Source organism: Mycobacterium sp. E787 (assembly GCF_001668725.1).
Classification (GTDB): Bacteria; Actinomycetota; Actinomycetes; order Mycobacteriales; family Mycobacteriaceae; genus Mycobacterium.
The window spans coordinates 1-14,024 of record NZ_LZKL01000013.1 but is presented as its reverse complement, the minus strand read 5'-3'; the positions used below and the strand labels follow the sequence as shown (position 1 = coordinate 14,024).

Below are 14,024 nucleotides of genomic sequence, written 5' to 3'. Positions count from 1 at the left end.
GCCGCCAACATTGGCGCTGACCCGGCACCGGAGAACATCCGGGACGAATTGATCTCCGGCGGGAGCACCAAAAAGCTCATGACCGCGGTCCCTTCTCAGCAGCGAGCCCCGGGAGCCAAAGTGTGCCTTCGCTCGGGTTCACACGCAACCGCGACTGCGAGCGCTTGATCCCTGCGGTCCGGTCCGCAACGATCGTGCGGCGGCCGGGATTGGATTCCCGCCTAACGGGGTATGGGGCAGGCCGGAGAATGTACGTTGCTCCAGTGGCTGCTGAAGGTCTGATCAACGACGATCGAGGGGAGCAGTGATGAACTTTTCGGTGTTTCCGCCCGAGGTCAACTCGGTGCTCCTGCTTGATGGGCCGGGCCCGGGGCCGATGCTGGAGGCGGCGGCGGCCTGGGACGGGATCCGCAGTGAGTTGAGCGCGGCGGCAAGCGCATTCAGCTCCGTGACCTCGGACCTGGCCGGGCAGGCCTGGCAGGGCCCGTCGGCGGCGTCCATGACCAACGCGGCCGCCGGGTACGTGGACTGGCTGGGCGGGGCGGCCGCGCAAGCCGAGCAGTCGGCGGCCCAGGCGCGGGCGGCGGCCGTCGCCTACGAGGCCGCGCTGGCGACCATCGTGGACCCCGGGTCGATCACGGCCAATCGCGGCCAGCTGGTGTCGCTGGTGATGTCGAACCTGTTCGGCCAGAACGCGCCGGCGATCGCGGCGGCCGAGGCCGAATACGAGCAGATGTGGGCCCAGGACGTGTCGGCGATGGTCGGCTATCGAGGTGTGGCCGCGGCGGTGGCCACCCAGTTGGGCTCGGTCCAGCAGTGGCTGCAAACTTTGCCGGGGCAGGTAGTTTCCCGCGCCGACGCGACCGCGGCAAACGTGAACATCAACTTGGGTCTGGGCAACACCGGAACCTTGAACCTCGGCGGCGGCAACAACGGCAACTACAACTTGGGCAGCGGCAACATCGGCAGCCAGAATCTGGGCAGCGGAAACATCGGCAACACCAACTTGGGCAGCGGAAACATCGGCCGTCTGAATCTGGGCAGCGGCAACATCGGCAACCTCAACCTGGGCAGCGCGAACGACGGCAGCAATAACGTCGGCAGCGCAAACTTCGGCAGTAATAACGTGGGCAGCGGAAACAACGGCAGCAATAACGTGGGCAGCGGAAACTACGGCAACGGTAACTTCGGTTTCGGGAACGCCGGTGTTGCGAGCGTGAACAATGGTAACGGCGACAATAATTATGGCTTCGGCAACACCGGCAGCAACAACATCGGTTTCGGCAACACCGGTAGCAACAACATCGGTTTCGGCAACTTCGGTAACAACGACTTCGGCATCGGGCTGACCGGCAATAACCAGTTTGGCTTCGGCGGCCTGAACTCGGGCGTCGGGAATCTGGGTTTCTTCAACTCCGGCAGCAACAACATCGGCATCGGCAACTCCGGCAGCAACAACGTCGGCTTCTTCAACTCCGGCATCGGAAACCTCGGCTTTGGGAACACCGGCATCACAAATGTCGGATTATTCAACAGCGGCGATTTCGGCACCGGCATCGCGAACGCAGGTTACGTCGACACGGGCTTGTTCAACGTCAACCTGTACGACACCGGCATCGCGAACGGGGGAGCATTCGACGTGGGGATAGGAAACGGGGGTCCCCACGATTCGGGTGGCTTCAACACGGGCGCGTTCAATGTGGGTGGTTTCAATTCGGGCAGCTACAACACGGGAATTGCCAACTCGGGCAACGGCAATACGGGCGGGTTCAACTCGGGTTCAGCCAATACCGGATTCGGTAGCGCCATCACGTAAATGGGTTGACGATAGCCCGCATGGCCGAGGCGATGACGACCGCCGCGATGGTGACCTACGCGTGCGGTCACATCGAGCCAGCCAGAGCCGAGCTGAGCACAGTCTGACATAGACGGAGTGGCCCTCGTCGACCCTCAACTGGGTCTCCTGAGATCGGGCTCGACACGGGGCCTGCGGTCGGCAACGCTGTGAACCCCCCAGAAGCGCTGTCCCAGGCCATGTTTCGATGCTTATCCGGTCTGCGCGACGGTCCTCGCGCCATCCAGGAAATGTGTAAACCGACGATGACATGACGGCCGCCGGTGGTCGATGTCGTCGTGGCTCGCGGAATCCCTTGCTGTGAGTTACGCGGCAAGCGTTGTGCCCGCGCGCTCACAGTGTTTGCGTTGACGTGTGCACAGCGTTTGTGCCCTGACCGGTTGAAGGAGAGGGGTAACCATGCCTGGTGGGAAGCCGAACATCCTGGTCATTTGGGGTGACGATATCGGGATTTCCAACCTGAGTTGCTATAGCCACGGAATGATGGGGTATCGCACCCCGAACATCGATCGCATCGCCAACGAGGGAATGCTGTTCACCGATTCGTACGGCGAACAAAGCTGTACTGCGGGCCGCGCGTCGTTCATCACGGGGCAGAGCGTGTATCGCACCGGCCTGAGCAAGGTCGGCATGCCTGGGACGGACGTCGGGCTGTCGGCGGAGGACCCCACCATCGCCGAGCTGCTCAAGCCCTTCGGTTACGCCACCGGGCAATTCGGCAAGAACCACCTCGGCGACCTCAACAAGTTTCTGCCCACCGTGCACGGCTTCGATGAGTTTTTCGGCAACCTTTATCACCTCAACGCCGAGGAAGAGCCCGAGCACCCCGACTACCCCACCGAAGAAGAAGCGCCACTGCTCTACCGGGCGTTGCTGCCGCGCGGCGTGCTACACAGCTGGGCCACCGAGCAGGACAGCGGCGAAGTCGACGAACGCTTCGGGCCGGTGGGCAGGCAGCGCGTCGAGGACACCGGCCCGCTGACCAAAAAGCGGATGGAAACCATTGACGATGACATCGCCGCGGCCGGCGTCGACTTCATCAAACGCCAGCACGAGTCCAACACGCCGTTTTTCGTCTGGCTCAACTTCACCCACATGCACCTGTTCACCCACACCAAACCGGAAAGCGTGGGTCAGGCCGGGCGCTGGCAATCGCCGTATCACGACACGATGGTGGACCACGACAAGAACGTCGGACAGGTGCTCGACGCGCTCGATGCCTTGGGCATCGCCGAGGACACCATCGTCATCTACAGCACCGACAATGGCCCACACGCCAATTCCTGGCCCGACGCGGCGACCACCCCGTTCCGCAGTGAGAAGAACACCTGTTGGGAAGGCGCCTTCCGGGTGCCGGAGATGGTCCGATGGCCGGGCAAGATTCCCGCCGGTGTGGTCTCCAACGAGATCATCCAGCACCATGATTGGCTGCCGACATTTCTGGCCGCGGCCGGGGAGCCCGACATCGTCGAGAAGCTCAAAGGTGGTCATAAGGCCGGTGACAAGGAGTTCAAGGTCCACATCGACGGCTACAACATGCTGCCGTACCTCACCGGTGAGGTGGAGGAGGGCCCGCGCCGGGGGATGGTCTATTTCTCCGACGACGGCGACGTGCTGGCCATCCGCGCTGACAACTGGAAGCTGGTCTTCTTGGAGCAGCGTTGCCCGGGCACGCTGCAGGTGTGGGCCGAGCCGTTCACGCGGTTGCGGGTGCCGAAGATGTTCAATCTGCGCACCGACCCCTACGAGCGCGCCGACATCACCTCCAACAGCTACTTCCAATGGATGATCGAGCGCGTCTTCCTGGTCATCTACGGCCAAGCGGTTGCGACCCGGTTCCTCGACACGTTCAGGGAGTTCCCGCCACGCCAGAAGGCGGCGTCATTCACCATCGACCAAGCCGTGGAGTCGCTCACCGCCTTCCTCGCCCAAGACTGACGCCGCTAGCCGACACCGCACGGTTGCGACCATAAACGTTGCAGCGGCCGACAATGTGTGGCGTCGCGATGAGTTTCCCCCTCGGGGCAGTCTGATCTGCATGGGCGAACTCATCTATGGCTTCAACGTGTCGGTGGACGGGTCCGTTTCAGCCCCAACAGGGTGCTCGTTAACCGTAGGCTGGGAGCTTCCCGAGAAAGGTGCCGGCGATGACCGCTTATGATCTTGCCGCGCTGTGGGAGGCTCACTGTCGGTACGAGTTCGAAACGCGCGACGTGGACGCCACCATGTCCACCATGGTCGCGGAACCGTATGTCAACCACGTCCCCACGATGACCGGGGGCGTCGGCTTCGAGAGCTTGCGCCATTTTTACGCACACCATTTCATCGGGGTGAATCCTCCCGATTTCGAACTCCTCCCGGTCAGCCGCACGGTTGGGGAGAGTTCCCTTGTCGACGAGTTCATCGTCCGTTTCACGCACACAACCCGGATGGACTGGATGCTGCCCGGCATCGAGCCCACCGGACGCGCAGTGCAGATTCCGACTGTGGCAATCGTGCAATTTAGGGAAGACAAACTCGTGCATGAGCACATCTACTGGGACCAAGCCAGCGTCCTCGTTCAACTCGGTTTGCTCGACCCCCACGGCCTTCCCGTCGCCGGGGCCGAGACCGCGCGCAAAGTGCTGGACGTGTCTCTGCCCAGCAACACACTGATGAGCCCGTCGCAGTAGTACGTCTGGGTGGCCACCGCCTATCCTTAGCTGGAAACGCTGGGGGCCGGATCGGTGGAGGTCGGGTGACGGCCATGGCGGTGTGCCGGACGTGTGGCACCGAACCCTTGGCGGATGCCCGCTTTTGCCACGGCTGCGGCTCACCGCTCGAAGACGCCGGTGTCCGCGCGGAGTACAAACAAGTCACGGTGGTGTTCGCCGACGTCGTCCACTCGATGGAGATCGCCTCTGCGGTCGGGCCCGAGCGGCTGCGCGAGATCATGGCCGACCTCGCTTGCCGGTGCGCCGCGGTGGTGCGGCGCTATGGCGGCACGGTGGACAAGTTCACCGGCGACGGGATCATGGCGGTGTTCGGCGCGCCGGTGGCTTTGGAAGACCACGCCGTACGGGCTTGCCTGGCGGCCTTAAATGTTCAGGAGGAGGCCAAGCGGCTGGCCGTCGATATTCGGGACCACGACGGCGTGGACTTGCAGTTGCGTGTCGGACTCAACTCAGGTCAGGTGATCGCCGGTGAAATCGGTTCGGGGCCTTTCGGTTACACCGCTATCGGTGAACAGGTTGGCATGGCGCAACGGATGGAGTCGGTGGCTCCGCCGGGTGGGGTGATGCTCAGCGCGTCCACGGCGAGGCTGGTGGAGGCCGCGGCGACTCTCGGCGAATCTGGACGGGTTCCAATCAAGGGCGCCGATGAGCCGGTCACGGCCTATCGGCTGTTGGGCATGGGCGATGCGCATCGGGCTCGCGGGCGTGCTGAGTCGAATCTGGTCGGTCGGCGCTGGGAGATGTCCGCCGTCGAGGCGCTGCTGGACCGCGCAATCGACGGCCACGGGGTTGTCGTCGGCGTGGTCGGCTCAGCTGGCATCGGCAAGAGCCGACTGGTGCGCGAGGTTGTCGCGATGGCGAATCGCCGCGGTGTCGAGGTTTTCACCACCTTCTGCGAATCGCACGCCACCGATGTTCCATTCCGTGTCGTGGCCCGTCTGCTGCGCGCGGCCACCGGGGTCGAGGGTCTGGACGCGGAGGCGGCCCGGGCACGAGTCCGTGGCCGGCTTCCCGACGCAGACCCAGAGGACTTGCTGCTGCTCGATGACCTACTGGGCATCGCCGACCCGGACACCGCTTTCCCGGCAATCGATCCCGATGCGCGCCGGCGCCGGTTGACGGCGCTGCTTAACGCCGCTTCCTTGGCGCGTGAGACCCCTGCCCTCTACGTCGTTGAGGACGCCCATTGGATCGACGAGGTCAGCGAATCAATGATCGCCGACTTCCTCACCGTCATCCCGCAGACACCCTCCCTGGTGCTGGCGAGTTATCGGCCGGAGTACGAGGGGGCGTTGGCTCGGGTGCACGGTGCTCACACCATCGCCCTTGCGCCGCTGAGTGATTCAGAAACCGTCGCGCTGGTCACGGCGCTGCTCGGTCCGGACCTGTCGGTTGATGCACTGGGCCATAAGATTGCCGACAGGGCCGCCGGTAACGCTTTCTTCGCCGAGGAGATCGTGCGTGAGTTGGCCGAGCGCGGCGTGCTGCACGGGCAGACCGGCGCATTCGTGTCAACCGCAGATGTCGGTGAGGTCAAGGTGCCTGCCACGTTGCAGGCGACGATCGCGGCGCGCATCGACCGCCTCGCTCCTCTAGCAAAACGCACACTGAGCGCAGCGGCGGTTATCGGCTCGCGGTTCAGCATCGAGCTGCTGGAAAACCTTGGCATTAAGCCCATTCTTGGGGACCTCTTGGCGGCCGAACTCATTGATCAGGTCAGCTTCGCCAGGAAACCCGTGTATGTATTCCATCATCCCCTGATTCGCACAGTCGCCTACGAATCCCAGCTCAAATCGGATCGCGCCGAGCTGCATCGGCGGCTGGTCGATGCGATCCAACGCCACGACCCGGCCGCGGCGGAAGAGAATGCGGCCCTGATCGCCGAGCATTTGGCGGCCGCCGGCGACTTGCACGCCGCCTACGGCTGGCATATGCGGGCTGCGACGTGGGCGACCAACCGTGACATCGGCGCGGCGAGACTGAGTTGGGAGCGCGCCAAAAAGATCGCCGACGCCCTCCCGGCCGAGGACCCCACCCGAGCAGCCATGCGCATTGCTCCTCGCACCATGTTGTGCGGCATCGCCTTTCGAGTCCACGAACACGTTGCCGGGGGCCGCTTCGATGAATTGCGGGAGTTGTGTGCCGCCGCCGGAGACAAGGCGTCGCTGGCCATTGCGATGGCGGGGCTTGTGATGGATCACGCGCATCACGACCGGATACGCGAGGCGTCACGGCTGGCAACGGAAGCCATGGCCCTCACCGAGTCCCTCGCCGATCCCACCTTGACACTCGGACTGTGCTTTGCGGTGATCTATGCCAAGTTGGAGAGTGGCGACTGGGGTGACGGGCTGCGGTGGTCGCAGACAGCTATCGACCTGGCTGACGGTGACCCGTCCAAAGGTAACTTCCTTTTAGGGTCTCCGCTTGCGATCGCCTCCGCGACGCGGGCTATAGCCAGGTATTGCCTGGGTCGTCCCGGATGGCAGGAGGATCTGCGCCGCGGCCTGGCCATGGCCCGCAGCGCCGACCCGGCGTCCTACGTCATTGTTGTCACCTATGCCTACTTCGGGGCGATACCGTTGGGAGTGCTGAGGGCCGACGATTCGGCGATGCGTCAGATACGGGATGCGCTACAGATTGCCGAACGATCAGGTGATGACATGGCGTTGGCAATCGCCAAAGCGACGCTGGGTATAGCGCTGGTGTACTGCCATACGGACGCGGAGCGTTCCAGCGGACGAAAACTGTTGGGCGAGGTCACCGAAGCGCTATTGCGCCGAGAACACAACCTAGCTGATTTGCCGATCGTCAACGTGTATTTGGCACGTGAGATGGCACGACGTGGCGATCATGATGAGGCGATGCGGCTTATGCGATCCAACGTCAACCATATCTTCCGCGACGGACGGCTGGGGGTGCACGGCATTCCTGCAAGCGGTGTCCTGGTCGAGACACTGCTCGATCGGGGGGCCGGCGACGATGTGGCCGAAGCCGAGTCCGCGATCGAGCGGTTGGCGGCCGCGCCAGCCGATGAGGGTCTGGTGATACGCGACATCTGGCTGCTGCGGCTGCGAGCTCTCCTGGCAAGGGCACAGGGCGACGTCGGAGCTTACGTGGACTTGCGGGACCGCTACCGCGAGATGGCGAAAATGCTTGGCTTCGAGGGACATATCGAGTGGGCCGAGGCGATGCCATGACGGCGGCTGCCCCGTCGGGGGTGGTGACGTTTTTATTCACCGATATTGAGGGGTCGACCCGTCGGTGGGAGTCGGATGCGCAAGCGATGCGGGCGGCGCTCGTCGCCCACGACAAGGTGTTGCGCACCGCGATCGAGGCCTACGACGGGTTCTTGTTCAGTCACACGGGCGATGGTTTCGTGGCTGCCTTCGCGTCGCCGATGTCCGCGGTGAACGCGGCGATCGAGGCGCAACGCGAGTTGCAGTTGCCGGTGCGGATGGGGATCGCCACCGGTGAGGCCGAGCTGCGAGACGGGGACTACTTCGGCACGGTGCTCAATCGCGCTGCCCGGGTGATGGCCGCGGGACACGGTGGCCAGATCCTGTTGGCCGAGTCGACGGCGGGTCTGCTCACCGAAGTGGATCTGGTCGATCTGGGGTCGCGAAGGTTGCGGGACCTTCCCACTCCGGTGGGTGTGTTCCAGGTGCGAGTGCCCGGACTGCGCGCCGAGTTTCCGCCGTTGCGCACGCTTGATCCGACGCCCGGGAATTTGCGACCTCAAGCCACCAGCTTTATCGGCCGCGCATCCGAGGTAGCGGATTTACAAGCGGTTCTGCGGACGCATCGCTTGGTGACGCTCACCGGGGTGGGTGGAGTCGGCAAGACCCGGCTCGCTCTCGAAGTGGCGCGGCGGCTGGCTGATGAATTCCCGGACGGGGTTTGGTTTTTCGAGCTGGCCGCGGTTACCGATCCTGCTGCGGTGCCCGACGCCGTCGCGGCGGTGTTGGGCATCACCCAACAGCCCGGCAAGAGCGTGAGTGAGTAGGTGGCCGGCGCCTTGGAAGGCAGGGTGCGGCTGCTGGTGTTCGACAATTGCGAGCACGTCCTGGTGGCTGCCGCCGATCTGATTGAGGCGATTCTCGTGCACTCGGCGACGGTGAAGATCTTGGCGACTAGCCGGGAAGGATTGGGGGTCGCCGACGAGCAACTCTGGCCGGTGCGGTCGCTGGACTTCGGCGAAGGGATCGGCTCTGCGGCAGTCGATCTGTTCGTCGAACGCGCTCGCAGTGTGACCCCACGCTTCTCGATCGACCAGGTCGATGAATCGGCCGCGGTGGTGGAGATCTGCCGCCGCCTGGACGGGATCCCGTTGGCCATCGAGTTGGCCGCTTCTCGGATGGCGGTCATGACCGCGGGCGAGCTGCGCGATCGTCTCGATCAGCGGTTCCGGCTACTGGTTGGCTCTCGGCGTGGACTGGAACGCCACCACACCCTGCGCCACGCCGTGGCGTGGTCCTACGACCTGCTCGACGAGCCGGAAAAGGTTCTGCTGGAGCGGTGTTCGGTGTTCTCCGGCGGATTCGACCTCGAAAGCGCCTGCGCCGTAGCTAGTTTCGATGACGAATTCACTACCCTAGACTTGCTCGATGCCTTGGTGCGAAAGTCGCTGCTGGTCGCCGACCGGTGTTCGGGGCGGACCCGGTTTTCGATGCTGGAGACGATCCGCCAGTTCGCCGAGGAACAACTCGTCGCGCGCGGCGAAGCGGCCGAGATTCGAGCCGCCCACTCGCGGTACTTCGCCGGGCGGGAAGCCGACATTCTGGCGCTGTGGGACAGCCCGCGCCAACGCGAAGCCTATGACTGGTTCAATGTCGAGCTGGCCAACCTGCGCACCGCGTTTCGGTGGGCCGCCGACCACGGCGACCTGGACACCGCCGCGACCATCGCCACCTATGCGGGGTTGCTCGGAGTTTGGGTCCAAATCTTTGAGCCGATCGCCTGGGCTGAACAGCTGATCGAGCCCGCCCGCGCGGTCGACCATCCCCGGCTGGCCTTCCTGTACGTGATTGCGTCGATGTGCTACACGAGCGGACGGATCGAGGCGGCCGTCGGCTATGCCGGTGCTGGCCAGATCGTTATCGATAAAAGCCGCGAAGCGCTGCCGGGCGACATCGAATGCTGGCTTGTATCTGTATACGTAGCTATCGGACAGCCTGAGCGGTCGGCCGAGTGGTGCCGCGCTCGGCTCGCACGCCGCCGCGACAGTACCCTCCACATCCGGGCATGGCTCGTGAGCACCCTTGCCCTGGCAGATTCGGCTGGGGAGGCGATGGATTACGCGGAGGGCCTCATCGAGGCCGCGGAAGCAACAGGGAACCCTTCCGTGCTCGCGTGGGCGCTCAGCGCCTACAGTGCCGCTTACCGTGATGCAGATCCGGTCCGCGCGCTAGACGCCGCGCGCCGGGGTCTGGTGATCGCTCAAGACAGCGGCGAGCGCTCCGTCGCGTCCGTCCTGGCGGTGTTTGTGGCAAAACTTGAGGGCGAACACGGCCACCCGATGTCCGCGTTCGATCACCTCACTCTGGCGATCCGCAACTACCACGATTCGGGGGACAGCAACGGGATCCGGCTCGCGCCGGCCGTGCTCGCCGCTCTTTTCGACCGGCTCGGACGCTACGAACCAGCGGCTATCATCGCCGGCTTTGCGCTCAGTCCCATGGCTGCAACAGGAGTTCCCGAGATCACCACCGCGATCGCGCATCTGCGCGGCGTTCTCGGGGAGGCAACCTACGAATCGCTCGCCCGCAAGGGTGATGCGATGACGGTCGCCGAGATGGTTACGTACGCCTACGACCAAATCGACCAGGCCCGAACAGAACTCGAGCGAGTGGCTGACTCTGCCGGCGACACGAGCGATCGAGGCTAGAGCGGTGATCGTTCCTCCGGCTTCTCCGCCATCAGGTGTGGTGACGTTTCTGTTCACCGATATCGAGGGTTCAACCCGTCGGTGGGAAGCCGACGCGGATTCGATGCGGGCCGCACTCGCCGCGCATGACGAGGTGTTGTGCAAAGCGATCGAGGCGAACGGTGGCTTTCTGTTCAAGCACACCGGTGATGGGGTGTGTGCCGCCTTCGCGTCCCCGCGGTCGGCGGTGGATGCGGCGGTGGCCGCGCAGCGGGCGCTGGAGTTGCCGGTGCGGATGGGGATCGCGACCGGCGAAGCCGAACTCTGCCAGGGGGATTACTTCGGAACGGTGCTCAATCGCGCCGCCCGAGTGATGGCCGCCGGACATGGCCGCCAGATCCTGCTGGCCGACTCGACCGCGGGACTGCTCACCGGAGTCGACCTTCTGGATTTGGGGCCGCGGCGGCTGCGGGATGTGCCCACCGCGGTGGGCGTGTTCCAGGTGCGAGCGCCAGGGCTGCAGACGGAGTTTCCGCCGTTGCGGACCGTCGACCGGAGTCCGGGGAACCTCCGTCCGAAGACCACGAGCTTCGTCGGGCGTGAGTCGGAGGTCGCTGAGCTGCGAGCCGCGATGAAAGCTCATCGGCTGGTGACGCTGACCGGGGTGGGTGGGGTCGGCAAGACCCGCCTGGCGACCGAGGTGGCCGCGCGGCTGACCGATGAGTTCCCGGACGGCGTCTGGTTTTTCGACTTGGCCGTGGTCACCGATCCGGCGGCGGTGCCCGACGCGGTGGCGGCGGTGCTGGGCATCATCCAGCAACCCGGGAAGAGCATGGCAGACAGTGTCGCGGCTGCCTTGGAGGGCAGGGTCCGGCTGCTGGTGTTGGACAACTGCGAGCACGTCGTCGATAGCGTCGCCGAGCTAATCGAGGCTATCCTCGCCGCCTCGTCAACCGTCACAATTCTCGCGACCAGCCGCGAAGGATTGGGGGTCAGCGACGAACAGCTATGGCGCGTCCCGTCGCTCGATGTCAATTCCGGAACCGAATCCGCCGCAGTGGACTTGTTCATCGATCGCGCCCAAAGTGTGGTGTCGGACTTTTCGTTGCCGCAGTCTCGAGATGCGGATGCGGTAGTGGAAATCTGCCGCAGACTCGACGGCATCCCGTTGGCCGTCGAGTTGGCCGCGTCTCGGATGGCGTCGATGACCGTGATCGAGCTGCGTGATCGTCTCGATCAGCGGTTCCGGCTGCTGGTCGGATCGCGGCGTGGCCTGTCGCGCCACCAAACGCTGAGGCATGCCGTGGCGTGGTCCTACGACCTGCTCGACGACGCCGAGAAACACCTGTTAGAGCGGTGTTCGGTGTTCGCCGGCGGGTTCGGCCTCGAAAGCGCCTGCGCCGTAGCGGGTTTCGATGACGAATTCATTACTTTAGACCTGCTCGATGCCTTGGTGCGCAAGTCGCTGCTGGTCGCCGACCGGTATTCGGGACGGACCCGGTTTTCCATGTTGGAAACGATCCGCCAGTTCGCCGAGGAACAACTCGTTGCGCGCGGCGAAGCGGCCGAGATTCGGGCCGCCCACTCGCGGTACTTCGCAGGATGCGAAGCCGACATCATGGCGCTGTGGGACAGCCCCCGGCAGCGCGAGGCCTACGACTGGTTCAATATCGAGCTGGCCAACCTGCGCACCGCGTTTCGGTGGGCCGCCGACCAGGGCGACCTGGATGTCGCTGCCGCGATCGCCACCTACGCGTTGCTCGGCGGTCTTGTCGACAATAACGAACCGATAGCCTGGGTCGCGGAGCTCATCGAGCCCGCCCGTGCTGCCGATCATCCCCGGCTCGCGACTCTGTACGCGATCGCCTCGCTGTGCTGGTTCGTGGGACGGATCGAGGAAGCCGTCTTCTATGCCGAGGCCGCCCAGACGGTGATTGGCAGCGGTGACGAGGTGCCGTTCGGCCTCGAAGGGGTGTTGTGCGGTGCGTACATGGCCATCGGTCAGCCCAATCGAAACGTCGAGTGGTGCCGCGCCCAGCTCGCACGCGGCCGTGACACCCATGGACTCACCCGGACAAACCTGATCATCGCGCTGACGATCGCGGGGTCCGGTGACGAGGCGCGGGCGACCGCGAACGGGTTGATCGAAGCCGCCGAGGCCACCCACAACCCCCTTGCGCTCTCGTTCGCCCTTCACGCCTACGGCTACGCCTTCGGCGATGCTGATCCTGTCCGCGCGCTGGAAGCCCTGCGGCGGGGCTTGGCGATCGCCCAAGATAGCGGGAACCGCTTCGTCGAATCATCGGTGACGACCGTTTTGCCTACGCTCGAGGCCGAACACGGTGACCCGCAGGCGGCGCTCGATCACATCATTCTGGCCATCCGCAACTGCTACGACTCCGGCAACGTCGCCTACATGCGTACCGCCGTGGCAACTCTCGCCGTATTACTCGACCGCCTTGGACTCCCCGAACCAGCAGCCATCATTGCTGGGTTTGCATTCAGTCCCTTCAGCTTGTCCGCCCTCCCGCAGCTCGACACCGCAATAACCCGCCTGCGCGATGTCCTCGGCGACGCAACCTACGAAACGCTCGCTCGCAAGGGTGAGGCGATGTCGGTCGCCGAGATGGTGACGTACGCCTACGACCAAATCGACCAGGCCCGAGCAGAACTCGAACGCCATAGGTGAATGCCTCTTCCGGAGCAGAGGCGCTCGGTGAGAGGCGGGCTACAGGATGGAGGCCGTCATGCCAGAACTCAAGGGCTTCTCCCATATCGATTTGACCGTCTCGGATCGTGAGCGAGCCGCAGCGTGGTGGCAGGAAGTCATGGGCTTCACGCCTGTATCGCGTTGGCGTGGCGACAGCTTTGATGTCATCACTCTGATGCACCCCGCGGGTCTAACCGTGTCAGTAATGACTCACGACGTACCGGAGAGCGGTTCGTTCGACGAACGGCGCATAGGCCTTGATCACCTCGCTTTTCAGGTTGCCGATCGAGATGAACTGCAGCGATGGGCAGCACACCTGGAGGCGAAGGGCGTACCGCAGTCAGGTATCGCTGATATGTCATACGGGCCCACCCTGGTATTCCGCGACCCCGATAACATCCAACTCGAACTTTTCGTTACCCCGCTTGCGGAACTGGCGGGGAGAGCCATTGCCGAGGCGAGTTCAGCCTCCAGCGACTGAGGTGCAGCGCTGCCGTTCGATTCCTTGGACAGCGCAGCGTCGCCGCCTGGTGCTAGCCCAGGACAGCGGCAACCGCGTCACCGAGTCACACTGGCGATCAGTCTGTCCCATCAGCGTCGAATCCGGTCCAAGACTAGCCGGTGATTGGGGTGAGCATGGCGGAGCGGGCCTGGTTGTCGGCCAGGTAACACAATCCAAATCTTCTACGCCCCAGCGTGTTTCAGATTCGATACGTTAGTTGGTGGATGGTGGTGGTTGGGGTTGGAAGGGGTCGTACCACCACCAGTCGGCGCGTTCGCCGAGGGGTCCGGGGTAGGGCGCCACGGTGGGTGGACCCACAGGCGCCCGGCATCGACGCCTGCGGGCAGGCCATCAAGCTCATGGAGCTGACGCTCGCTACC

The 14,024-nt window shown here is 64.3% G+C and carries 8 protein-coding genes and 3 pseudogenes; 9 read left to right on the top strand and 2 right to left on the bottom strand.

Annotated elements, in window-relative coordinates; translation table 11 throughout:
* The coding region (locus tag A5705_RS27630; RefSeq protein ID WP_156763001.1) for a PPE domain-containing protein at positions 1–80 on the bottom strand (80 nt) is incomplete at its 3' end.
* Positions 81–307: 227 nt separating this feature from the next.
* Between A5705_RS27630 and A5705_RS01470 the strand changes: the two are divergent.
* The 8 genes and pseudogenes from A5705_RS01470 to A5705_RS26850 form a co-directional block, all read left to right on the top strand.
* Positions 308–1,810, top strand: a pseudogene (locus tag A5705_RS01470) (PPE family protein); the annotation flags it as partial.
* A gap of 444 nt (positions 1,811–2,254) precedes the next feature.
* Positions 2,255–3,793: an arylsulfatase gene (locus tag A5705_RS01465; RefSeq protein ID WP_068274775.1), complete on the top strand. Its 1,539-nt coding sequence runs from the start codon at positions 2,255–2,257 to the stop codon at positions 3,791–3,793.
* A gap of 209 nt (positions 3,794–4,002) precedes the next feature.
* Positions 4,003–4,527, top strand: coding sequence for an ester cyclase (locus tag A5705_RS01460; protein WP_082956229.1), 525 nt, complete (start codon positions 4,003–4,005; stop codon positions 4,525–4,527).
* A 74-nt stretch (positions 4,528–4,601) separates the two neighbouring features.
* Positions 4,602–7,766, top strand: a complete 3,165-nt coding sequence (locus tag A5705_RS01455) for an adenylate/guanylate cyclase domain-containing protein (RefSeq protein ID WP_156763000.1) — start codon at positions 4,602–4,604, stop codon at positions 7,764–7,766.
* Complete coding sequence (locus A5705_RS29095) at positions 7,763–8,572, top strand: adenylate/guanylate cyclase domain-containing protein (RefSeq protein ID WP_369829585.1); 810 nt, start codon at positions 7,763–7,765, stop codon at positions 8,570–8,572. Before A5705_RS01455 ends, A5705_RS29095 begins: the two co-directional genes overlap by 4 nt.
* 24 nt (positions 8,573–8,596) lie before the next feature.
* Positions 8,597–10,453: a hypothetical protein gene (locus tag A5705_RS01450; protein WP_369829584.1), complete on the top strand. Its 1,857-nt coding sequence runs from the start codon at positions 8,597–8,599 to the stop codon at positions 10,451–10,453.
* A gap of 40 nt (positions 10,454–10,493) precedes the next feature.
* Positions 10,494–13,121 (top strand): AAA family ATPase, encoded by a 2,628-nt coding sequence (locus tag A5705_RS01445; RefSeq protein ID WP_068274779.1) that lies wholly within the window; start codon positions 10,494–10,496, stop codon positions 13,119–13,121.
* A 58-nt stretch (positions 13,122–13,179) separates the two neighbouring features.
* Positions 13,180–13,623 carry a VOC family protein gene (locus tag A5705_RS26850; protein WP_197516865.1) on the top strand — a complete coding sequence of 148 codons (444 nt, stop codon included), beginning with the start codon at positions 13,180–13,182 and terminating at the stop codon, positions 13,621–13,623.
* A gap of 234 nt (positions 13,624–13,857) precedes the next feature.
* Here the strand turns inward: A5705_RS26850 and A5705_RS28340 are convergent.
* A pseudogene (locus tag A5705_RS28340) lies at positions 13,858–13,956 on the bottom strand (hypothetical protein); the annotation flags it as partial.
* Here A5705_RS28340 and A5705_RS27625 point away from each other — a divergent pair.
* A pseudogene (locus tag A5705_RS27625) lies at positions 13,950–14,024 on the top strand (DUF3558 domain-containing protein); the annotation flags it as partial. The pseudogenes A5705_RS28340 and A5705_RS27625 overlap by 7 nt on opposite strands.

Excerpts from the sequence above, each read along its gene's own strand:
- A5705_RS26850 (WP_197516865.1), top strand. The coding sequence starts at position 13,180 with ATGCCAGAACTCAAGGGCTTCTCCCATATCGATTTGACCGTCTCGGAT.
- A5705_RS01460 (WP_082956229.1), top strand. The coding sequence starts at position 4,003 with ATGACCGCTTATGATCTTGCCGCGCTGTGGGAGGCTCACTGTCGGTAC.
- A5705_RS01455 (WP_156763000.1), top strand. The coding sequence starts at position 4,602 with ATGGCGGTGTGCCGGACGTGTGGCACCGAACCCTTGGCGGATGCCCGC.
- A5705_RS01465 (WP_068274775.1), top strand. The coding sequence starts at position 2,255 with ATGCCTGGTGGGAAGCCGAACATCCTGGTCATTTGGGGTGACGATATC.
- A5705_RS29095 (WP_369829585.1), top strand. The coding sequence starts at position 7,763 with ATGACGGCGGCTGCCCCGTCGGGGGTGGTGACGTTTTTATTCACCGAT.